Raw genomic sequence first — 20,619 nt, 5'->3', positions numbered from 1 at the left:
CGGTGTTGGATGTTCTGACACTGCACTCCCCCTCTTGCCCGCTTGCTCGGGTCGGTAGCCGTCGGTCAGCCGACACCCGCGTACGAGTGCAGGCCGACGGTCACCAGGTTAACGAAGAACAGATTGAAGACCATCGCGACGAACCCCGCGACGTTGACCCACGCCGCCTTACGGTCCCGCCAACCCGCCGTTGACCTGGCATGTAGGTAGGCCGCGTAGATCACCCATGCGATGAACGACACTGTTTCCTTGGGGTCCCAGCCCCAGTACCGGCCCCAGGCCTCTTCCGCCCAGATCGCGCCGAAGATGACCCCGAACCCGAACACCGGGAAGGCGAAGATCGTGGTCCGGTAGGCGATGCGGTCCAGGGTCTGGGCGTCGGGGAAGCGCTGCGTCAGCTGCGCCAGCCGGCCCTCGGTCTCGGGGTCCCCGAAGCGCGAGGTACGCAGCAGGAACAGGATGCTGCAGATGCCGGCGACCAGGAACACCCCGGAGCCCAGGCTGACCACCGAGACGTGAATGGGCAGCCAGTAGGACTGCAACGCCGGCATGACCGGCGCGGCGTTGGTGTAGAGCCAGCGCCCGGACACCGTGAGCAGGATCAGGATCGGCAGCAGCAGGAAGACCCACAGCGGACGGTACTGCGGGCGGCGCAGCACCACCGCGCCGGCGACCAGACCGCACATGCAGGTGAGGTTGATGAATTCGTACATGTTGCCCCAGGGCACCCGCATGGTGGCCAGTCCCCGCAGCACGATGCAGGCGAGCAGCAGTCCGCAACCGAGGTACAGCACGGACAACCCGGCGCGACCCACGCGTTCGTCGAACGGGCGTTGCGGGGCATCCGCGACGACGCCGGGCGTCGCGCTGTCGGTGCTGACGCCGCCGGCGGCGACCGGCTCGAGTTTGCGGGCCCGGACGTAGGCGAGCTCGTAGGCCAGCAACAGCAGCGCCACGACCAGTGCGACCACCGCCGAGGTGAACGCCCAGTCGGAATAGCGGGCCAGGCCGAGGTCGATGTGCGGGGTGTTCATGTGAGGTTCCTTCCGGCCTTACTGGGAATGCCGGCCGGCACACCGGATCCGCCCAAACCGGCCAATAATCGCTCGGTGAGGCGCTCGAACTCGTCGCCCCAGCCGGAGTTGTCGGTCCGTGCCAGACCGCCCAGTTCGACGTTCACGGTACTGGGCCGGTCGCTGTCCGGCGTGAGTCGAACCCATACCCGGCGCCGGCGCACCAGCAGCGATACCAACAGTCCGGCCATCATGCTGATCGCGAACACCAGCACCCAGGCCTGTCCGGGGTCGTGCGACACCTGCAGGTTGACGAACGGTACCGCGCCGTCAAAACGCACGACGGTGCCCGCGGCCGGGCCCTGATCGATGCGGACCTGATCCCCGGCGCGCAGATTGACCCGCTTCTCCCTGGTCAACCTGCCCTGTTCGATCAGCCGGGGGTCCAAGGTGAACAACGACTGCGGCCGCCCGGTGTCCAGCCCGGTGTCGCCGCGGTAGATGTCGATGGCCACCGCCGGGTCGTTGAGCGCCGGGAAGCGCGACGAGAGCAGGGCGCCGTCGAGCTGTTCGGTGGGCGCCAGCAGGCCCTGGATCGCGATCTGGTGTTGGCGCCGCTCCTGGGCGGTGGGGTAGCTGCCGGCCGGCGGGTCGACGCGGGCCACGCCCGACGAGAGCAGCGTCTGCGGGTTGTCGGGTCGCCATTGCACGGTGGAGGTGCGGGTCTGACCGTCGGGGAAGGTGACGGTGAAGGTCGGCGCGTAACCGTGGCCCTGCAGGTAGACCCGGTCCCCGCCGACGCGCAGCGGGTGGTTGACCTCCAGCCGGTAGGGCCGCCAGGTGTTGGCGTCGAGGTCGGCCCCGGCTTGGTAGGCGATGTCCGCGGCGAACGAGGTGGCCTGCCCCGACGGCAGATAGTGCGCCTGAAAGTTGTTGACCCGCAGGCAGATCGGATTCAGCGAGGTGCCGTCGACGGTGTTGCCGGCACGGAACGAATCGAACGCGGCCGGCGACGCCGAGCAGAACCCCGGACCACCGTCGGCGATGACGATCACGTTGCCCTCGTAACCGAACAGCTTGCCGACGGCGACCGCCACCAGCAGGCCCAGCAGCGAGAAGTGGAACACCAGGTTGCCGAATTCGCGCAGATACCCCTTTTCGGCGGCGATCTCGACGGTGTCAGCGCGGTGCCTGACCGCCGTGCGCCAGCCCCGCAGCCGGGCCTCGATGGCGGTGGCCAGCGCGTCGACCTCCGCCGGTCCGGTGGTCAGCTCCTGCTCAGCGTGCTTGGGCAGCCGGGCGAGGTTGCGCGGCGCGGCCACCGGTTCGGCGCGCAGGCTGCGGGCGTGCTCGAAGATCCGCGGGGTGAGGCAGCCGACCAGCGAGATGAACAGCAACACGTAGATGGCGGTGAACCAGAAACTGGAGAACACGTCGAAGGCCTGCAGCTCGTTGAGCCACGGCCCGATCATCGGGTGGGTGTGCAGATACTCCTCGACCTTGCCGGCGTTGAGGCTGCGCTGCGGTAGCAGCGCCCCGGGTATCGCGGCCAGCGCGAGCAGGAAGAGCAGCACCAGCGCGGTGCCCATCGATGTCAGGGAGCGCCAGGTGTTGCGCGCCCTCGCCGCAAGTCCCGTGAGCATCAGATCGGCAACCTCACGTCGGACACAAAAGCGTCGCGCAGCCAGGACACGAAGTCGTTCCACACCCCGGTGACCAGCGCGAAGCCCACCGAGATCAGCAGCACGCCACCGAATATCTGGATCGCCCGGCTGTGCCGGCGCAGCCAGCCCAGCGCGGTCACCGCTTTGGCCGACCCCACTGCCAGCAGCACGAACGGCACGCCCAGGCCCAGGCAGTAAGCGATCACCAGCGCGACACCGCGCGCCACGTTCGCGCCGTCGGTGGCGGAGGCCACGGTGATCACCCCGGTCAGCGTCGGCCCCAGGCAGGGCGTCCAGCCCAGTGCGAACACCGCGCCGAGCAGCGGCGCACCGGCCACCGTCGTCCACTGTCCGGGGCTGAACCTGGCCTGTTGCTGCAGCGCCGGGATGAGCCCGACGAAGACGAGTCCCATCACGATGGTGAGCACGCCGCCGACGCGCTGCAGCACCAGCTGGTTGTCGATCAACGCGGTGGTCATGCCCAGGACCGCGACGGTGCCCAGCACGAAGATCGTGGTGAACCCGGCGACGAAGAGCAGGGCGGACCCGGCGACCCGCCAGCGCGCCGCCGGCGGGGCCTTGAGGGTGCCGGGTTGCTCGTCGGAGACCCCGACCACCGCCGCCAGATACGACAGGTAGCCCGGTACCAGCGGCACCACGCACGGCGACGCGAACGACACCAGCCCGGCCAGCATGCAGACCCCGAGGGCCACCACCAGGGGCCCGGCGGCAGCGAGGTGGGCGAAGCCGGTCACTGCGGTCCCGACGTCCCGGGTGGCGTCTCGGCGGCGATCCGCTGCACCACCGGTTGCAGGTCCTCGGCCAGCAGTTCGCGCAGGAACACCGCGGCGACCCGGTGCCGGCGGTCCAGCACCAGGGTGGACGGGATGACCGTGGTCGGGTACTTGCCGCCGAACGCGATCAGGGTGCGCATCGGCGGGTCGTAGATCGACGGGAACGTCACATGCCGGTCGCTGACGAAGTCCTGGGCCGCCTGGCGGCTGTTGTCACGCACGTCGATGCCCAGGAAGGACACCCCGGCTGCGCGGGTGGCGTCGTAGACCCGCTGCAGTTGGGTGATCTCGGCCCGGCACGGCCCGCACCACTGGCCCCACACGTTGACGACGACGACGTTGCCGGGAAAGTCGTCCAGTGACACGGTGCGTGCCGGGTCGGTGAGGCTGGGCCCGGACAGCGGGCCAGGCCGGCCGCGGGTGTCCGGCGGGTCGTAGAAGATGTCTGTCTTGCCGCCCGGGGACACGAACTCGAATGTGCCGCCCTGGGCAACCGCGTCCTTCCCGGCCGAACAACCCGTGAGAAACCCGGTCAGCAGTGTCACGGCGACAAGCCACCGGGTCATCCGGCTGCCGGCTCCGAGTACTCCACGTCGACCAGCCGATCGCCGTCGTAGACCAGTGTCGTCACCGACGCCAGCCCGCATTCCCGACGCCGCGGGTCGTGCCAGAGCCGCTGGCCGGTCACATGCAGGCGCAGCGTCCACACCGGCAGCTGGTGGCTCACGCACACCACCTCGTGCCCGGCGCCCCGCACCCGCGCCTTGTCGGCCGCACTGGACATCCGGCTGGCGACCTCGACGTACGGCTCGCCCCACGACGGTCGGAGCGGGTTGCGGAGTTGCCACCAGTACCGCGGGTTACGCCAGGCACCGTCGCCGGGTCCCATCGGCTTGCCCTCGAAGAAGTTCTCCGACTCGATCAGGTCGGGGTCGGTGTCCACCGGCAGGTTGTGCCGCGCGGCGATGGGCGCGGCGGTCTCCTGTGCCCGCTGCAGCGGTGAGGCGATCACGGCGACGACGTCGCGGTCGGCCAGGAAATCCGCCACCGCCGCTGCCTGCGCGACCCCGTTGTCCGACAGCCGGAAACCGGGCAGCCGGCCGTAGAGGATGCCGGTCGGATTGTGCACCTCACCGTGACGCACCACGTGCACGCGGGTTTCCTCGGCCATCAGGGCTGGTCCTCCTGTGCGGCCGCGGCGGCCGCTGCGGGTAGGGCTGCGGCGATCCGGTCGAAAGCGTCGTCATCGAGCGCCGCCGATACGAACCACGCCTCGAATGCGCTGCACGGCGGGTAGACCCCGGCGTCGAGCAGGGCATGGAAGAACGCCGGATAGCGCCACGTCTGGCTGGCGCGCGCGGACGCGAAATCCGTCACCGGCGCGTCGGAGAAGAACACACTCAACATGTTGCCGGCACGCGGAATGCGATGTGGCACACCAGCATTGGTCAGTGATTCGGTCAACAGCGCGGCCAGGCGGTCGGCGTTCGCGTCCAGGGCGGCATACACCGCTTCATCGGCCGCCCGCAACGTCGCCAGCCCGGCGGCCATCGCCACCGGGTTACCCGACAGCGTGCCGGCCTGGTACACCGGGCCCAGCGGGGCGAGTCGCTCCATCATCTCGACCCGGCCCCCGAACGCGGCGGCGGGCAGCCCGCCGCTCATCACCTTGCCGAACGTGAACAGGTCGGCATCGACGGGATCGATTCCGTACCAACCACTTCGGCTGACCCGGAACCCCGTCATCACCTCGTCCACGATCAGCAGCGCACCGTGCGCTGCGGTGATTCGTCGCAGGGCGGCGTTGTAGCCGGGTGCGGGTGGGACGACGCCCATGTTGCCGGGGCTGGCTTCGGTGATCACCGCGGCGATCTGCTCGCCGGCCTGCGCGAAGACCTGCTCGACAGCGTCGATATCGTTGTAGGGCAACACAATTGTGTCGGCCGCGGCCGCGCCGGTGACCCCCGGCGAGGACGGCAGGCCCAGGGTGGCCACGCCCGAACCCGCGTCGGCCAGCAACGCGTCGGCGTGCCCGTGGTAACAGCCGGAGAACTTCACGATCTTGGGCCGACCCGTGAAGCCGCGCGCCAACCGGATCGCGCTCATGGTGGCCTCGGTACCGGAGTTCACCAACCGGAGGCGCTGCACCGGGGCGACCCGCCCGATGATCTCGGCGGCCAGTTCAGTCTCGGCCGGGGTCGGCGCCCCGAACGACAGGCCGTCGGCGGCGGCCTTGACCACCGCGTCGACGACCGCGGGGTGTGCATGCCCGAGGATCATCGGTCCCCACGAGCAGACCAGGTCGATGTAGGTGTTGGCGTCGGCGTCGGTGAGCCGGCAGCCGTGCGCCTGGGTGATGAACCGGGGGGTGCCGCCCACCGCGGTGAACGCCCGCACCGGGGAGTTCACTCCGCCGGGGATCACCGCGCAGGCGTCGGAGAACAGCTGTGCGGACGCGCGCGTGCGCGCCGTTGCCTGGTCAGTCCCCATGCTGACTAGTGTCCCAGCCGCCGCCCCCCGATCAACTACAGGGTGTAGAAGATCACGGCGGGTTGATGTGCGCCGGGCTCGGCGAGTTGGATGGCGATCATGCGATTCCCTCAACGCCTGGCCCGGATCAACCGGTACGTCACCAACCCCGTACAGCGTCTGTGGGCAGGCTGGCTGCCCCCGTTCGCCATCATCGAACACGTCGGACGGCGCTCCGGAAAGCCCTACCGCACCCCGGTCAACGCGTTTTACACCAACGTCGACGGCCGGCCCGGCCTGGCCGTCCCGCTGGCATACGGACCCGACCGGGACTGGCTGAAGAACATCAAGGCCGCCGGCGGTGCGCAGGTGCGCCGCAACGCCAAGACCTTCCGGGTGAGCGAACCGCGGGTGGTCGGCAAGGACGAGGCGGCCCGGCACGTGAACGGGGTCTGGCGCTCGATTTTCCCCGCACTGCCGTTCGAGGAAGTGTTGCTGCTCGACCGCACCGGGTCTTGATGCGCATTGTCTCGATCCTCGAACGGCCGGTAGCCCTGCAGGGTGCGCCGGCCAACGCGGTGGTCAACTTCGCCGGCCACACCGTGTCGCTGGTGGCGCTAATTGCCGAGCGGGACGGCAGGCGCACCGTCGGGGTGGCCTTCAACTCGATCGGGCGGTTCGCGCAGGGCGGGATCCTGCGGGACCGGCTGATCCCGCGAGTGCTGGCCGCGCCGTCGGAGACGCTGCTGGACGGCGCGGGCCTGCTCGACTCGGCCGCGGTGCTGGCGTGCGCGCTGCGCGACGAGAAGCCGGGTGGCCATGGGGACCGGGCGACCGCGGCCGCCGCGCTGGAACTGGCGTGCTGGGACCTCACCGCCAAGCTGAACGACGAGCCTGCCTACGCGACCATCGCACGTCATGTCGGTCGGGAACCGGTCCGCTCGGTCGCGGTGTATGCCGCCGGCGGGTACTACCACCCGAACGCCGGCCTGGACGGACTGCGGGCGGAGGTGGGTTCGTATCTGGACCTCGGGTACGACGCGGTGAAGATGAAGATCGGCGGGGCGGACGTGCCGGGCGACCTGGCGCGCATCGAAGCCGTCATCGACGCGGTCGGCCGGGGCGACCGGGTCGCGGTGGACGCCAACGGCCGTTTCGACCGGGCCGCGGCGACCCGGTGGGCCACCGCGTTGGCGCCCTACGGGCTGCGCTGGTTCGAGGAGCCCGGCGATCCGCTGGATTTCGAGCTCAACCATGCGGTGACCGATTGTTACGACGGCGCGGTGGCCACCGGAGAGAACCTGTTCTCGGTGCCCGATGTGGTCAACCTGGTCCGCTACGGCGGCATGCGGGCGGGACGGGACATCTTCCAGATGGATGCCGGCCTGAGCTACGGGTTGGGTGAATACACCCGCATGCTCGCGGTTCTCGAGACGCACGGGTTCGACCGCAGGTTCGCCTATCCACACGGCGGGCACCTGATCAACCTGCACATCGCGGCCGGGCTCGGTCTGGGCGGGTGTGAGGCCTACCCCGGGGTGTTCCAGCCGTTCGGCGGCTACTCGCCGGGTTGTGCGTTGGCAGACGGCCGGATCTCACCCACCGACGCACCGGGCTTCGGGCTGGAGGAAAAACCCGGCCTGTCCGGACTGATCGAGGAGCTGGTCGGATGAAGGTCGCGGTAATCGGTTGCGGTGCAATGGGTTCGATCTACGCGACCAGATTGGCCGCGGCGGGTAACGACGTCACGGTGATCGACAGCTACCAACCCGGCATCGACGTCATCGCCCGGCACGGACTGCGGGTCACCGGTCCCGGTTACGACCGGACTGTGCAGCTGCGGGCCGCCACCGTCGCACCGGACGAGCCCATGGACCTGATCGTGCTGGCCGTCAAGGCCGCGGACGTGACAACGGGTGCGCGACAAGCACTTTCGATGCTCGACGGCGCCACCCCGGTGCTGACCATCCAAAACGGCCTGGGTTCGGCCGACACGGTGGCGGACATCGTCGGCGAGCAACGGGTCGCGGTCGGGATCGCCAGCGGGTTCGGAGCGGCCCGGGTCGCACCCGGACACGTGCACCACAATGCCATGCGCGCCATGCGTTTCGGCGCGTACTCGTCACTGCCCCATCAAACGGTCGCGGCCGTCGCGCAGGTGTGGAGCGACGCCGGCTTCGACGCGGCCGCGGTCACCGACATCGCCGCGATGCAGTGGGAGAAGCTGATCTGCAACGTCGCCTACAGTGCGCCGTGTGCGTTGACCGGCATGACCGTCGGGCAGGTGATGGACGACGCCGAGATGGGACCGGTCAGCCGGGCCGCGGCCATCGAAGCGTGGACGGTGGCCCGAGCCTCCGGCATCGCGATCGACGTCGAGGATCCCGTCGCGCACATCCGCGACTTCGGCGCGGGCATGCCCGATGCGAAACCGTCTGCGTTGCTGGACCATGAGGCCCGTCGGGTCTCCGAGATCGACGTCATCAACGGGGCGGTGCCGCGCCACGGCGCGCGGGTCGGCGTCGAGGCACCGGTCAACGCCACGCTGACCGCCGTGGTCAAGGCGGTCGAAAAGCGTTGGGGCTAAGCCCTGCGACGGCCCGACCGCTGCACCGCGCAGTACAACCCGAGCACCACCATCCACGACAACAGGCTCAGCCACAGTTGGGTACGGGCCTCGTGATCGAACGCCATCTGCACCAGCACCGCCACGATCCCGGCCAGGGTGAGCACCGACAGCACTGGGAAGAACCACATCCTGACCCGCAACTGCTCGTCCGGCGTACGACGCCGAAGCACGATCTGCGACAACGCAATCAGCAGGTAGACGAACAAGATGATGGCGCCCGAGGAGTTGAGCAGGAACAGGAACACGGTGTCGGGCGCCAGCCAGGCCATCAGCACACACAGAAAGCCCACCACTGAGGACCCGATGATCGCGATGTGCGGCACGCCGCGCCGGCTGATCCTGACCAGCTGGGCCGGCGCCTCGTTGCGGTCGGCCAGCACGAACAGCATGCGCGACGCGGTATACAGGCCCGAGTTCAGGCAGGACAGCACCGCGGTGAGCACCACGGCGTTCATGATCTGGTCCGCGCCGGGAATGCCGATGTGCTTCAGCGCCGCCACATAGGGTGATGCACCCAATTCCACTGAGTTCCACGGCATTACCACGACGAGCAGGAAAACCGAACCGACGAAGAAGAACGCGATGCGCAGCACCACCGAATTCGTCGCCCGGGCCACAGCGCGCTCGGGTTCCCGGCTTTCGGCCGCGGCGATGGTGACGACCTCGGCGCCCACCATGGAAAAGATCACCACCACGATGGCCGCGAAGACGGCCCCGACACCGTGCGGAAACAAACCGCCGTGCGCGGTCAGGTTGGCAAAGCCGGTGTGCCGACCCGGCAGCCAGCCGAACGCGAACGCCGTCCCCAGACCCAGGAAGATCACGATGGTCGCGACTTTGATTCCGGCGAACCAGAATTCGAACTCGCCGAACGACGACACCGAGAACAGGTTGGTCGCGGTCATCAACAGCATCAAGCCCAGCGACGACAACCACAGCGGTAGCGAGAACCAGTAGTTGAGCACCTTGCCGCCGGCGACCGCCTCGAAGCCCACCACGATCACCCAGAAATACCAATACAGCCAGCCCACCGAAAACCCGGCCCAACCCCCGAGTGCCGTTGTCGCATAGTCGGCGAACGAGCCGGTCGACGGGTTCGCGGTGGCCATCTCACCCAGCATCCGCATCACCAGGATGATCAGCAGACCGCAGATCGCGTAGGTCAGGAACGCAGCCGGTCCGGTCTTGTGGATCACCACACCGGAACCGACGAACAGCCCCGCCCCGATCACCCCGCCGATGGCGATCATGTTCAGCTGGCGTTGCGACAACCCTTGGCGCAGCTGCGTGGTGCCGCTCATGGCGTCTAACGACAGCACATCCCGCTGTGAATCGCGAGCCCGGACGTCGGTGGATCAAGGCAGTGTCACGAGTGTCTTCCAATACGGCGTGGCACGGGCGTCAAACTCCGGTTGTCCCGGCATCATTGACGATCGTGGCCGACCTGACCCGCCGTACGGTGCTGCGCATGGGCGCCGGCGCCAGCCTCGGAGCGGCCGGTGCGTGGGCGCTCGGCGCCCTGGCCGACCCGGCCAGCACCGTGGCCGCACCGGCCGCGCCCGCTCCGTTCGATCCCCCGACGGCGGGCAAGACCCTGCCGACCAAACTGACCGGTTCGTTCGTGTCGGCTGCGCGCGGCGGCGTCAAGACCAACTGGGTCATCGCCATGCCGCCGGGGCAGACCAAGATGCTGCGGCCGGTGATCGCGTTGCACGGCAAGGACAGCGACGCGAACATGATGCTGGACTGCGGTGTCGAGGACGCGCTGGCCCAGCTGGTCGCCGACGGCAAACCGCCGTTCGCGGTGGTGGGCGTCGACGGGGGCCCCAGCAGTTACTGGCATCGGCGCGCCAACGGCGAGGACGCCGGCACCATGGTGCTCGAGGAGCTGCTGCCGATGCTGACCTCGATGGGCATGGACACCTCGCGGGTCGGATTCCTGGGCTGGTCGATGGGCGGGTACGGCGCGCTGCTGCTGGGCGCCCGGCTGGGTCCGGCCCGCACCGCCGGGATCTGCGCGATCAGCCCGGCGCTGTACCTGTCCTACCTCGGCGCCGCACCCGGCGCGTTCGACAGCATCGACGACTGGAACCGCAACACCGTGTTCGGCTTGCCGGTGCTGAACTCGATTCCCATCCGGGTCGACTGCGGGATCGGCGACCGGTTCTTCTTCTCCAGCAGCCAATTCGTCAGCCAGCTCAAGAAGAAGCCGGCGGGCAGCTTCTCCCCCGGCGGTCACGACGTCGACTACTGGCGCGCGCAGTTGCCGGCCGAGCTGGCCTGGATGGCGACCTGACGTATGACAGTCACCGCGGAGCAGCGCATCCCCCGGGCTGCGTTCCGTCCGGACATCGAAGGCCTGCGCGCCATCGCGGTCGTCGCCGTGGTCCTCTATCACGCCGGCGTGCCGGGCATCGGCGGCGGCTACATCGGTGTCGACGTCTTCTTCGTCATCTCCGGCTTCCTGATCACCGGGCTGTTGTGGCGTGAGGTCGCGACCACGAAAACCGTTGCACTCGGCGGCTTTTACGCTGCCCGGGCGCGTCGGCTGCTGCCGGCCGCGGCGACGGTAGGGGTGGTCACCGCGGTGGTGGCCGCCATCGTGCTGCCGCCGCTGCAGGCCCGACGGGTGTTCGTCGACGGCATCGCCAGCATGCTGTACGTCGGCAACTACCGATTCGCCGCGCAAGGCACCGACTACATGGGCGCCGACCTGCCGTCGCCGTTCCAGCACTACTGGTCGTTGGGCGTGGAGGAGCAGTTCTATCTGGTGTGGCCGGCGCTCATCATCGGCACGGCGTGGCTGGTCGGCCGGTTGCGCCGGGACACCTCGAGCGCGGCACCGTATGCGGTGCTGTTGGGCGTGGTCGGCGCGGCGTCGTTGACGGCCGCGGTGATCTGGACGCACAGCTCGCCGCCGTGGGCGTTCTTCTCGCTGCCCACCCGCGCCTGGGAACTGGCCGCCGGCGGGCTGGTCGCACTCACCATCGACCAGTGGCGGCGGCTGCCGTTGGTGCCGGCGACGGTCGCCGGGTGGGGCGGGCTGGCGCTGATCCTGCTGACCTGCACCCAGTTGGGTCCGCACACCCCCTACCCCGGCACCTCGGCGCTGTTGCCGGTGCTGGGCACCGCGCTGGTGATCGGAAGCGGTTCGGTCACCGGCGGCATGGGGGTGGGACGGGTGCTGTGCCCGCCGGTGATGCGGGCGATCGGGCGGGTGTCGTACTCGTGGTACCTGTGGCACTGGCCGGTGTTGCTGCTGCTGCCGGCGCTGCTCGGCGATCCCGGCGGGCTGCCCGGCCGGTTGGCGGCGACGACGGTGTCCGCGGGCCTGGCGGTGATCACCATGCATGCGGTGGAAAACCCCGGTCGCTTCGCCGCGGCGCTGCGGCGCTCGGCACGGGTCAGCCTGGCCGTGGCCGGTGCCGCCAGCGCGGTAGCGGCGTGCGCGTGCGCGGTGTTGCTGACGGCGGTGCCGGCGCCGGTGGGTCACGGGACCGCGGCGCCGCAGGCGAAAATCGAGGCGCTGCCGCCGGCGCCTGACCCGCAGCTCAGTCCGCAGGAGGCGGCGGTGCGCCAAGCGTTCGCCCAGGCCCGCGCGGCACTCGCCGCCTCGGCGGGTCTGCGGGCGGTGCCGTCGAACTTGGACCCGACGTTGGCGGCGGCGCCGGGCGATAAGGCGCCGGTGTTCGTCAACGGGTGCATGCGGTCCTGGCGCGAGGTGGGTCAGAGCGAATGCGCCTCGGCGGACACCGCGTCGCCGACCACGGTGGCGCTGATCGGTGACTCGCACGCGGCGATGTGGAATCCGGCGTGGGAGCAGGTGGCCGGACAACGGCACTGGCGGCTGGAAACGCTGACCAAGGTCACCTGCCCGTTTCTGGACCTGCCGATCGTCAGCCCCTACCTGGGCCGCAAGTACACCGAGTGCGAGAAGTGGCGCGCGCAGATCGTGGACCGATTGCGGGCCAAGCCACCGAAGCTGGTGGTGCTGAGCATGAGTCGGCGCTACCACGGCGACTTCAGCTTCGCCTCGTACGACCCGGCGTGGATCGACAAGTTGGGGGCCATCGTCGCCTACCTGCGCGGCATGGGTTCCACGGTGCTGGTGCTGGGGCCGGTCGCCGATCCGCAATCGTCGGCTCCGACCTGCCTGTCGGCCCACCTCGACGACGCCGGCGCCTGCGCACCGATGCGCTCGGTGGCGGTCGATGGCGACGGTATTGCCGCCGAGCAACGGGTGACCACCGCGGCGGGCGGCTCTTACGCCGACCTGACCGACCTGTTCTGCACGCCGGAGCGCTGCCCGATGATCGTCGGCAACACCCTGGTGTTCCGGGACGACAATCACGTCACCACCGAGTACGCCCAGCTGTTGTCACCCGTCATCGGCGCCTTGGCCGACCACGCGTTGCCCGGTGCCTGAATCGCGTCGATTTCGTAGCGACACCGTTGCCGAATGAACCACGATGCGCCGACGAACGTGGTACGAATATAAGGGTTTTGGAGGTTTGAGATGAGTCCGATGTTGATGGTGCTGGTTACGGCAGCTGCGCCAGTCGCCGGGCTCGGTGTCTGGCAATTACAGACTCGCCTCGAACGCTGGGATTACGAGCGGCACGCAGAGGATTAGAGCCGCAACGGTTTTGGGTCAGCGTTAGGGGCTCGGTCGGCGCCCCGTGCCTTCCGGGCCCCGGAGCATCTCGAGGGACAGAAATGTCATCGGGCCCTTGTCCTCGAACTTGTCCGCAACCTTGCCGGAGATGCCGCCCTCGACCGCGAGTTCGCTGATCAGATCCAGCTTGAGTTGGGCAGTGCCCTCGGTGAAGTCGAGGTCGGCCAGGTCGACCCACACGATGTTGGGGCGGGTGGTGGATTCGTAGATGTAGCGCTTAGTGGTCAGATCGAGCACGACCTGCCAGATGGTCTGCGAGGCATCCGGTTTGCCCGGATCCGGGATGCGGAAAGGTTGCGCTGCATTGCGGATAACCGAGAACATGGCCGCGACGGCATCGACCTGGCTGTCCGGGGCGGGCAACCGCTCGAGGTAGTAGCTCGCGCGCGCGAACCGGTCACGGGCGTCGGTACTGCCGGGCAGTGGGAGGTCACCGCCCAGACCCGTGAACGATTTCACCAGCTCGAGTTGCTGATCGAAGGTCGGTGAATTGGTCATCACCCGGTAGTCCTTCGAGTGGTACACCTGCGCGTGGCCGTCGATGTATTCGATGATCGCCGAGTCGCCGGCGGCGTCGTCGAGGGCCAGATGCAAGCCGGGGCGTTTGCCGCCGGTGGGGTCGTCCATCTGCACCACTTGTACGTCGGTCTCGGTGATCCACGCGGTGGCCTCGGCGACGGTAGCGAAGTTGTCCAGGAAGTACTGCAGCCAAATTGCCTGCCCGAGCTGCGTGCGCGAATCGTCCGGTGCGCCATAGGTGGATTCGGCGAGCCACAGAATGTGTCCCGCCAGACCCGCTTCGTTCATACCGTCCACGGAGGTGATGTCGTAGGCGGTGGCCACGACACTGCCGTACTTCGATGTCCAGGTGAGTTTCCCGGCCACTGTGTCGTCGCGTCGTACGCCGCGCGGTTGCTTCCACAGGTTGGTCATCAGGTCTGTGTGAAAGTCCATGTTCCGGCCTACCAAAACCAAGTGGCCGGTCTTGTCGCCGGTGTCCGGCCAGAGGACTCGTGTGCACACGTGACGCCGCCTTCTTCGATTCGTTGTTGTATCGACTACGTCTCTGAAACCTTGCCGCCGAACTCATCCCACACCAGGCGATAGATCGTATTTACCAGCTGTGCCTTCCGGACGGCCGGGCCCACACCGGTGACCTAGTCGCTGCGATCTCGGGGCGACACCTGAACCCGTTACGGATAGTAACGGCGGGACGACGAGCGGCACCCGGAGGACTAATGCGTCGTTGAGGACTGCGGTCAGCCTCCCCGGAAGTCCAAAAGGCCCAACTCGCCGGGCGAGCTGAACGTACGGTTGACAACGATGTCGTACCTGCTGGTCGCCCCCGACGCTCTAGCGGGTGTCGTGGGGAATCTGGCGGAGATCCAGTCCGCCCTGCACGGCGCACATTCCAGCGCCTCGCTTCGAATTCTCAGTGTCACCGCCGCCGCCCAGGACGAAGTATCGGCGGCCGTCGCCGAACTGTTCAGCTCCTTCGGCCAGACTTATCAACAGGCGAACACGCAGGTCGCGCGGTTTCATCAGCACATCGCTGACGCGTTCGCGGCCAGTGGCGTCACGTACGCCGGCGCCGAGGCCGCCAACGTTGATGTGTTGGGGACGTTGAATTCACAGGCTGAGGCGTTGTTTGGCCGTGCGTTGATCGGCGACGGGGCCGACGGCACGGCGGCTAGTCCGAATGGACAGGCCGGGGGTCTGCTGTACGGCAACGGCGGTGCCGGATACAGCCCCACCGGCGGCGCAGTGGGCCAAGCCGGCGGCGCCGGGGGTTCCGCCGGGTTGATCGGTACCGGTGGCGCCGGCGGCCGGGGCTGGCTGGGCGGCGCCGGCGGGAGCGGCGGCCACGGCGGTTACCTGTTCGGCCACGGCGGAGCCGGCGGCGCCGGTGGCGACGCCGCACCGGGCAGCCCCGGCTCCAACGGCGCCAACGGTGCCACGGGCGGGGCCGGCGGCCGGCCGGGACTGTTCGGGGACGGCGGGACCGGCGGTCACGGTGGCCGGGGCGGTGCCGCCGGCGGCTCGGACAACATGTCCCGCGTCGGCGTTGCCGGCGGCAGCGGCGGCGTCGGTGGAGCCGGCGGGGCGGGTGGATTCCTCTACGGCACAAGCGGCGCCGGTGGCACCGGTGGGACCGGCGGCGATGGCAACGCCACTGCCGGAGGTCTGCACGGCGGGCTGGGCGGGGCAGGTGGCGTCGGCGGCGTGGCAGGAATGTTCGGGGCGGGTGGAATCGGCGGGACCGGCGGGACTGGTGGGACCTCCGGTCTGTCCAGCGCAGGTGCCGGCGGCACCGGCGGCGCCGGAGGCACCGCAGCGTTCCTCGTCGGAACCGGCGGGCAGGGCGGGGCCGGCGGCGCCGGTGCGAGCGCCAACCTGCACGGCGGCTACGGCGACGGCGGGGCTGGCGGAGGCGGTGGCAACGGCGGCGCTGGGAGCTGGGTGTACGGCACTGGTGGCGCTGGCGGAGCCGGCGGCGTAGGCGGTGACACCTACCAGGCCGGCCATTCCGGCGGCAACGGCGGCAACGCCGGAAACGGCGGAGCGGCCCGGCTTTTCGGCGACGGCGGGATCGCCGGGCAGGGCGGCACCGGGGGGCGTGGCGCGCCCGCCGACACCGCCCTCGGGCCGGGCACCGCCGGGCTGGGCGGACTCGACGGTCTCGCCGGAGCCGGCGGCCTGATCTACGGCACCTCCGGCGCCCAAGCAGGTTCCTGGATCGCCCAGCACGACGTGTTGGGGACGTTGAACACTCGGGCGCAGGAGCTGTTCGGGCGTGGGCTGATCGGGGACGGCGCGGACGGGACGGCGGCCAGTCCGAATGGTCAGGCCGGGGGTCTGCTGTACGGCAACGGCGGTGCCGGATACAGCCCCACCGGCGGCGCAGTGAGCCAAGCCGGCGGCGCCGGGGGTTCCGCCGGGTTGATCGGTACCGGTGGCGCCGGCGGCCGGGGCTGGCTGCGCGGCGCCGGTGGGAGCGGCGGCCACGGCGGTTACCTGTTCGGCCACGGCGGAGCCGGCGGCGCCGGTGGCGACGCCGCACCGGGCAGCCCCGGCTTCAACGGCGCCAACGGTGGCACGGGCGGGGCCGGCGGCCGGCCGGGACTGTTCGGGGACGGCGGGACCGGTGGTCACGGTGGCCGGGGCGGTGCCGCCGGCGGCTCAGACAACATGTCCCGCGTCGGCGTTGCCGGCGGCAGCGGCGGTACGGGCGGGGCCGGCGGCGGTGGCGGATTCCTCTACGGCAACGGCGGGACCGGCGGGGCGGGCGGGACCGGCGGGGCGGGCGGGACCGGCGGGGACGGCAACGCCACTGCCGGAGGTCTGCACGGCGGGCTGGGCGGGGCAGGTGGCGTCGGCGGCGTCGCCTCGTTGTTCGGCGCCGGTGGGGGCGGTGGGACCGGCGGAAGCGGCGGCGGCTCCGGCCTGTCCAGTGCAGGTGCCGGCGGCACCGGTGGCACCGGCGCTACCGGCGCACTGCTGTTCGGGACCGGTGGACTGGGCGGGTCCGGCGGCACCGGCGGCAGCGGAAACCTGCACGGCGGCTACGGCGACGGTGGTGCCGGCGGGGCTGGCGGGTACGGAGGCGATGGCGGCAGCCCCAACAGCGGCGGGGCCGGCGGAGTCGGCGGGACGGGCGGCAACACCTACCGGGCCGGTCATTCCGGCGGTAACGGCGGCAACGGCGGGAACGCCGGAAACGCGGGTTTGATCGGCAGCGGCGGACCCCCTGGCCGCGCCGGGTCCGGTGGGCCGGGCGGGCCGGGGGACGCCAACCATGATCCAGGCACTACCGGACTCAGCGGACTCGACGGCCTGGCCGGCGGCGGCGGCCTGATCTACGGCTGACCCGCCCCGAGCCGGCCGCTTGGCTGCGCGGCGTCCCACGCGTCACTGCGCAATGGTCCGCGTTCACCTGGCCAACTGATCCCGCACCAGCGGCGCGATCTTGCGCGCCATATACGCATGTCCCGTGTCGTTCGGGTGCACACCGTCGGTGCCGATCAGGTCCGGTCGATCCACGAACCAGCGGCGCTCGATCGGGTCGACGAACGCCGCCCCCGCGTCGCGTGCCGCCGCGTGCATGATGTCGCGGATCTGCAACACCGCACCGGGCACGTCGGCGGTCGGCCAGGGCGGGCCGATCACCAAAAACCGTGCCGCAGGCGCCAATCGGCGCGCGATGTCGAAGGTGACGCGGACCCGGTCGGCCAGCAGCCGTGGCTCCACACCCTGGTCGTTGCGGGAGCCGAAGAACATCACCAGCACGTCGTCCGGCTTGACCGCCCGGGCCGTCAGGTCCGCGAAGACGCTGCCGCGGTTGCCGACCGTACCGTAACCGGCGCGACCTTCGGCCGCCACGTCGGCGTCGATGCGCAGCCCGCGCTGGGCGAGCAGCTGCCAGGCGCGGCACGTCCACGATGTGGCGCCCAGGCCGCCCTCGTCGGTGCCAGTCGTGTACGAATCGCCGATCACCGCAATGCGGCTCGGGCGGAAATCGAAGCTCGTCAGACGCACCGGCTGCGCCGGACTGTGAACCGTCGCAGCGGCCAACAACGAGAGACCAATGATCCACGTGGCCAGCCGACCCACCACGACACGCCTCCAGGAAAACCGGCCACCTTCACGGGGCATCAGACTCCCCCGAGTTTAGGTCGCTCTGGATCCGAACCCGCGTCGAACGCGCGGTGTTTCCGGTCTCAATTGAGTCAGCGCACGGCGGCGCGCGCCGAAATGCTTTCCGGGGCAACGCTGATGGGATCGAGATTGGTGCCGGGCGAATCGTCGGGTTCGTGCCCCGCCGGCGTGGGCCGCGCGTCGACCATCCGGCGCATCCAGCGGCGGGCCGGCTCTTCGACGAAGTGGTACAGCAGGATCGACAGTCCCACCGCGACGGCCAGCAGGCCGAAGATGTTCCAGCGCCATGGGCTGTCCGGCAGCCACGGGTGCAACCCGAAATTCACCACCGCCCACGTCCACGGGGTGTGCACCAATTCGTGCACCATGTACAGGCAGAACGAGATCTCGCCGCCGTACACCATCACCCGCGTCGACAGCAGCCACGGCAAGCTGCCGATGCCGACGGCCAGGGTGATCACCAGCGGAACGAACAACAGGTCGACCACCCCGCTGCTGTCGTACACCCCGGTGATCGGGAACGCATCGAGCAGGTACAGGATCCCGACGATGGCCACCACGAGCAGCAGGGATAAGTACCCGGCGATGCGTCGCCCCCGCTCGGTCAGCCGCAGCCTGCGCACCGCGGCACAGGCGATCGCTCCGGCGGCGAACTGCGTGACGATCCGGGGCAGCCAACTCCAGGGGGTGTAGAACACGCCACTGGCCAACAACAACACCACCGGCGGCAGCGACGCCGCGACAGCCATCAGCATCAGGCCCCGCGCCCGCGTCGCGTGCTGGATGCGGAAGATCACCAGCACCAGGCCACCGAACAGCAGATACGCCAGCCATTCCGCGCTGATCGACCAGGCCGGCCCGTCCCAGCTGGATAGGTCGAAATACGGCTGAAACCAGAGCTGGACCAGCAGGACCTGCCGTACATAGCTGATCGCGGTGAGCCGGCCCACGTCGGGCATCGGCGTATGTCCGATGTGCAAGGTGAGAATGAACCACGCGGCGGCCAGGTGCAGGGTGACCAGATACACCGGCCACACCCGGGCCAGCCGCAGCCACAGGAAGTGCACCGTGGCGCGCAGCGAGAACGAGTGACCCATCCGGTCCAGGTAGTTCCAGGTCAACACGAATCCGCTCAGGATGAAGAACAGGTCCACACCCTGCGCGCCGCAATTGAGCACCGGGGCCAGATTCTCCCGCAGATCGGGCGACGCGTCGGCCACCATGGGCCGGAAGTGGAAGAGCACCACCCATAGGGAGGCGACGATGCGGAGTCCGGTCAGGGCCTTGATCTCGCCTTTGATCTGGCTCCTGAGTTCACCGCTTTGCACGAGGTTCTTTCCGCCTGGACTCCGCTGCCGGCCGGCAACCGGCCGCTGAGGCAGCCTAACAGCGGCGTCGGTGGGCCGGGCGTCGCGCCACTTCTTAGCAAAGAATTAGTCGTAACTAGCGGTGCCATTAAGTTTTGCGGGCACTTTAAAGGCAGGTTTGGTGGGCAACAGGGAAATGGGGCTGTTCATGACGATCGCGATGCCGGTTTCGAGCACGATCGACTGCGGGGGCGCCCAGATCCGCGCGCACTGTCGTCATCTGGCGACGGTGGTGACCATCCGCGGCGAAATCGACGCCGTCAATGTGGAGCAGGTCGGCGACCACGTTCGCCGCTTCGTGCAGGCCGACAACCCGGTGGTGCTGGACCTGAGCGGCGTCAGCCACTTCTCCTCAGCCGGTATCGCATTGCTGTGCGCCATGGACGAAGAGTGCCGCGCCGCCGACGTCGAGTGGATGCTCGTCGCGAACCAGACCGTCGCCACGCTGCTCGACGATTCGTTCCCGGTTGCCCACTCGGTGCACCAGGCCCTGCGCGGCCTGGCCGACGCCATCACCTGGCGGCGTCAAATGGTTCTGCCGCTGCTGAAGAAGTCGGCCTGAGCGTTCTGTCCCGTCGCCACCTGGCCACCGCGATCACCACCAGGATCCCGGCGACCGTCACCAACGACAGCGTCAGCACCAACAGCTGCGGGTCGTAGACGACCGATGAGGTGGCCGGTTGCCCCTCGATGATCGGCGCGACGGCGATCGTGGAACGGGTATGACCCCAGCTGACGGCGGCAGCCACCAGCGCCAGACCGGCCAGCACCAACTCGGCGAATGTCCGCCCGGTCACAGCGACGACTCGTCGTCGGAGACATCCAGCTCGTCGGCGATGTCCGGCACGTAAGGACCCATCCGTTTCTCCACCAGCGCGGTCAGCGCGTCCCGGAAATGCCGGTGCCGACGCGCCCAGGCCTGCGCAGTGCGATCACCGGTGAGCTTCAGGCCGATCCCGTACCGGCCGCGCGGCACCCCGACGAGTTCGCCGAGCGCCCGCGCCGACTGCCACCTGGCCAGCGGTTTGCCGGATGCCACCGAATTCTGGGCTTCGGGGAAGACCTTGACGATCTCGGAGACCAGGATGGTCTCGGTGCCCTGGCGCAACGCGTCCTCGGTCAGCTCGACGGAGGTGTGCACCCGCGCCGCATGCACCTGCAGCGCCACGAACGCCGTCACCAGCACCAGGAAGATGAACGGGACCAGCAGCGAGATCGGCACGTGGTTGGCCCACTGGATATAGATCAACGACGCCGCCGACAGGGGACCGGCCAGCACCCAGTACCAGCTGGCACCGGACTCGTAGAACAGCCGCGTCTCGTCGGGTTCCCCCGCAGATGTCATGTGCGCC

Annotated in this window: 19 protein-coding genes; 7 read left to right on the top strand and 12 right to left on the bottom strand. The window is 69.3% G+C overall.

What is annotated here, in order from left to right; translation table 11 throughout:
* Window positions 1-65 precede the first annotated feature (65 nt).
* Genes ccsB through hemL form a run of 6 tightly spaced genes read right to left on the bottom strand, consistent with a single transcriptional unit; the run spans window position 66 to window position 5,961 of the window.
* Window positions 66-1,034, bottom strand: a complete 969-nt coding sequence (gene ccsB, locus AC5Y5Z_RS03390) for a c-type cytochrome biogenesis protein CcsB (protein WP_499923351.1) — start codon at window positions 1,032-1,034, stop codon at window positions 66-68.
* A complete protein-coding gene (resB, locus tag AC5Y5Z_RS03385; protein WP_473139397.1) occupies window positions 1,031-2,656 on the bottom strand; it encodes a cytochrome c biogenesis protein ResB in 1,626 nt (541 codons plus the stop codon). Before resB ends, ccsB begins: the two co-directional genes overlap by 4 nt.
* Window positions 2,656-3,432, bottom strand: coding sequence for a cytochrome c biogenesis CcdA family protein (locus AC5Y5Z_RS03380; RefSeq protein WP_463825683.1), 777 nt, complete (start codon window positions 3,430-3,432; stop codon window positions 2,656-2,658). The genes resB and AC5Y5Z_RS03380 overlap by 1 nt, the downstream gene beginning before the upstream one ends.
* Window positions 3,429-4,037, bottom strand: a complete 609-nt coding sequence (locus AC5Y5Z_RS03375) for a TlpA disulfide reductase family protein (protein WP_473139398.1) — start codon at window positions 4,035-4,037, stop codon at window positions 3,429-3,431. The genes AC5Y5Z_RS03380 and AC5Y5Z_RS03375 overlap by 4 nt, the downstream gene beginning before the upstream one ends.
* Window positions 4,034-4,642 (bottom strand): histidine phosphatase family protein, encoded by a 609-nt coding sequence (locus AC5Y5Z_RS03370; protein WP_463825681.1) that lies wholly within the window; start codon window positions 4,640-4,642, stop codon window positions 4,034-4,036. The genes AC5Y5Z_RS03375 and AC5Y5Z_RS03370 overlap by 4 nt, the downstream gene beginning before the upstream one ends.
* The gene (hemL, locus tag AC5Y5Z_RS03365; RefSeq protein WP_499923344.1) at window positions 4,642-5,961 is read right to left on the bottom strand and encodes a glutamate-1-semialdehyde 2,1-aminomutase; all 1,320 of its coding nucleotides are present in this window, start codon (window positions 5,959-5,961) and stop codon (window positions 4,642-4,644) included. Before hemL ends, AC5Y5Z_RS03370 begins: the two co-directional genes overlap by 1 nt.
* A gap of 99 nt (window positions 5,962-6,060) precedes the next feature.
* On the opposite strand from hemL, the gene AC5Y5Z_RS03360 reads away from it, so the two are divergent.
* Genes AC5Y5Z_RS03360 through AC5Y5Z_RS03350 form a run of 3 tightly spaced genes read left to right on the top strand, consistent with a single transcriptional unit; the run spans window position 6,061 to window position 8,527 of the window.
* The gene (locus AC5Y5Z_RS03360) at window positions 6,061-6,459 is read left to right on the top strand and encodes a nitroreductase family deazaflavin-dependent oxidoreductase (RefSeq protein WP_499923342.1); all 399 of its coding nucleotides are present in this window, start codon (window positions 6,061-6,063) and stop codon (window positions 6,457-6,459) included.
* Window positions 6,459-7,613 carry an enolase C-terminal domain-like protein gene (locus AC5Y5Z_RS03355; protein WP_499923340.1) on the top strand — a complete coding sequence of 385 codons (1,155 nt, stop codon included), beginning with the start codon at window positions 6,459-6,461 and terminating at the stop codon, window positions 7,611-7,613. The genes AC5Y5Z_RS03360 and AC5Y5Z_RS03355 overlap by 1 nt, the downstream gene beginning before the upstream one ends.
* The gene (locus tag AC5Y5Z_RS03350; RefSeq protein WP_499923336.1) at window positions 7,610-8,527 is read left to right on the top strand and encodes a ketopantoate reductase family protein; all 918 of its coding nucleotides are present in this window, start codon (window positions 7,610-7,612) and stop codon (window positions 8,525-8,527) included. The genes AC5Y5Z_RS03355 and AC5Y5Z_RS03350 overlap by 4 nt, the downstream gene beginning before the upstream one ends.
* On the opposite strand, the gene AC5Y5Z_RS03345 is transcribed toward AC5Y5Z_RS03350, so the two are convergent.
* The gene (locus AC5Y5Z_RS03345) at window positions 8,524-9,870 is read right to left on the bottom strand and encodes an amino acid permease (RefSeq protein WP_499923332.1); all 1,347 of its coding nucleotides are present in this window, start codon (window positions 9,868-9,870) and stop codon (window positions 8,524-8,526) included. The genes AC5Y5Z_RS03350 and AC5Y5Z_RS03345 overlap by 4 nt on opposite strands.
* A gap of 167 nt (window positions 9,871-10,037) precedes the next feature.
* On the opposite strand from AC5Y5Z_RS03345, the gene AC5Y5Z_RS03340 reads away from it, so the two are divergent.
* Window positions 10,038-10,865 carry an alpha/beta hydrolase gene (locus AC5Y5Z_RS03340; protein WP_499923670.1) on the top strand — a complete coding sequence of 276 codons (828 nt, stop codon included), beginning with the start codon at window positions 10,038-10,040 and terminating at the stop codon, window positions 10,863-10,865.
* 3 nt (window positions 10,866-10,868) lie between these two features.
* Window positions 10,869-12,995 (top strand): acyltransferase family protein, encoded by a 2,127-nt coding sequence (locus AC5Y5Z_RS03335; RefSeq protein ID WP_499923329.1) that lies wholly within the window; start codon window positions 10,869-10,871, stop codon window positions 12,993-12,995.
* Window positions 12,996-13,226: 231 nt separating this feature from the next.
* Here AC5Y5Z_RS03335 and AC5Y5Z_RS03330 read toward each other — a convergent pair whose 3' ends face one another.
* Window positions 13,227-14,267 carry a linear amide C-N hydrolase gene (locus tag AC5Y5Z_RS03330; RefSeq protein ID WP_499923327.1) on the bottom strand — a complete coding sequence of 347 codons (1,041 nt, stop codon included), beginning with the start codon at window positions 14,265-14,267 and terminating at the stop codon, window positions 13,227-13,229.
* Between the two features lie 300 nt (window positions 14,268-14,567).
* Between AC5Y5Z_RS03330 and AC5Y5Z_RS03325 the strand changes: the two genes are divergently transcribed.
* Complete coding sequence (locus tag AC5Y5Z_RS03325; protein ID WP_499923325.1) at window positions 14,568-17,111, top strand: PE family protein; 2,544 nt, start codon at window positions 14,568-14,570, stop codon at window positions 17,109-17,111.
* Window positions 17,112-17,174: 63 nt separating this feature from the next.
* Here AC5Y5Z_RS03325 and AC5Y5Z_RS03320 read toward each other — a convergent pair whose 3' ends face one another.
* Together AC5Y5Z_RS03320 and AC5Y5Z_RS03315 are read right to left on the bottom strand one after the other, a co-directional pair.
* The gene (locus AC5Y5Z_RS03320) at window positions 17,175-17,855 is read right to left on the bottom strand and encodes an Rv0518 family GDSL lipase (RefSeq protein ID WP_463825974.1); all 681 of its coding nucleotides are present in this window, start codon (window positions 17,853-17,855) and stop codon (window positions 17,175-17,177) included.
* Window positions 17,856-17,971: 116 nt separating this feature from the next.
* Window positions 17,972-19,228, bottom strand: coding sequence for an acyltransferase family protein (locus tag AC5Y5Z_RS03315; protein ID WP_473139406.1), 1,257 nt, complete (start codon window positions 19,226-19,228; stop codon window positions 17,972-17,974).
* A gap of 187 nt (window positions 19,229-19,415) precedes the next feature.
* On the opposite strand from AC5Y5Z_RS03315, the gene AC5Y5Z_RS03310 reads away from it, so the two are divergent.
* A complete protein-coding gene (locus AC5Y5Z_RS03310; protein ID WP_463825973.1) occupies window positions 19,416-19,829 on the top strand; it encodes an STAS domain-containing protein in 414 nt (137 codons plus the stop codon).
* Here the strand turns inward: AC5Y5Z_RS03310 and AC5Y5Z_RS03305 are convergent.
* Together AC5Y5Z_RS03305 and mce1N are read right to left on the bottom strand one after the other, a co-directional pair.
* Complete coding sequence (locus AC5Y5Z_RS03305; protein WP_463825670.1) at window positions 19,780-20,064, bottom strand: hypothetical protein; 285 nt, start codon at window positions 20,062-20,064, stop codon at window positions 19,780-19,782. The two genes, AC5Y5Z_RS03310 and AC5Y5Z_RS03305, sit on opposite strands and share 50 nt — an antisense overlap.
* On the bottom strand, window positions 20,061-20,612 hold the full coding sequence (mce1N, locus tag AC5Y5Z_RS03300) for a transport-regulating membrane protein Mce1N (RefSeq protein WP_499923322.1): 552 nt from the start codon (window positions 20,610-20,612) through the stop codon (window positions 20,061-20,063). Before mce1N ends, AC5Y5Z_RS03305 begins: the two co-directional genes overlap by 4 nt.
* Between the last annotated feature and the right edge of the window lie 7 nt (window positions 20,613-20,619).

It is taken from the genome of Mycobacterium sp. NGS29, from assembly GCF_059812965.1.
This window is presented reverse-complemented; position numbering and strand designations above follow the sequence as displayed.

What these genes read in the sequence shown, in the direction of transcription:
- ccsB (WP_499923351.1), bottom strand. Translation starts at nt 1,034, where the DNA reads ATGAACACCCCGCACATCGACCTCGGCCTGGCCCGCTATTCCGACTGG.
- resB (WP_473139397.1), bottom strand. Translation starts at nt 2,656, where the DNA reads ATGCTCACGGGACTTGCGGCGAGGGCGCGCAACACCTGGCGCTCCCTG.
- AC5Y5Z_RS03375 (WP_473139398.1), bottom strand. Translation starts at nt 4,037, where the DNA reads ATGACCCGGTGGCTTGTCGCCGTGACACTGCTGACCGGGTTTCTCACG.
- AC5Y5Z_RS03370 (WP_463825681.1), bottom strand. Translation starts at nt 4,642, where the DNA reads ATGGCCGAGGAAACCCGCGTGCACGTGGTGCGTCACGGTGAGGTGCAC.
- hemL (WP_499923344.1), bottom strand. Translation starts at nt 5,961, where the DNA reads ATGGGGACTGACCAGGCAACGGCGCGCACGCGCGCGTCCGCACAGCTG.
- AC5Y5Z_RS03360 (WP_499923342.1), top strand. Translation starts at nt 6,061, where the DNA reads ATGCGATTCCCTCAACGCCTGGCCCGGATCAACCGGTACGTCACCAAC.
- AC5Y5Z_RS03355 (WP_499923340.1), top strand. Translation starts at nt 6,459, where the DNA reads ATGCGCATTGTCTCGATCCTCGAACGGCCGGTAGCCCTGCAGGGTGCG.
- AC5Y5Z_RS03350 (WP_499923336.1), top strand. Translation starts at nt 7,610, where the DNA reads ATGAAGGTCGCGGTAATCGGTTGCGGTGCAATGGGTTCGATCTACGCG.
- AC5Y5Z_RS03345 (WP_499923332.1), bottom strand. Translation starts at nt 9,870, where the DNA reads ATGAGCGGCACCACGCAGCTGCGCCAAGGGTTGTCGCAACGCCAGCTG.
- AC5Y5Z_RS03340 (WP_499923670.1), top strand. Translation starts at nt 10,038, where the DNA reads ATGGGCGCCGGCGCCAGCCTCGGAGCGGCCGGTGCGTGGGCGCTCGGC.
- AC5Y5Z_RS03335 (WP_499923329.1), top strand. Translation starts at nt 10,869, where the DNA reads ATGACAGTCACCGCGGAGCAGCGCATCCCCCGGGCTGCGTTCCGTCCG.
- AC5Y5Z_RS03325 (WP_499923325.1), top strand. Translation starts at nt 14,568, where the DNA reads ATGTCGTACCTGCTGGTCGCCCCCGACGCTCTAGCGGGTGTCGTGGGG.
- AC5Y5Z_RS03310 (WP_463825973.1), top strand. Translation starts at nt 19,416, where the DNA reads ATGACGATCGCGATGCCGGTTTCGAGCACGATCGACTGCGGGGGCGCC.
- mce1N (WP_499923322.1), bottom strand. Translation starts at nt 20,612, where the DNA reads ATGACATCTGCGGGGGAACCCGACGAGACGCGGCTGTTCTACGAGTCC.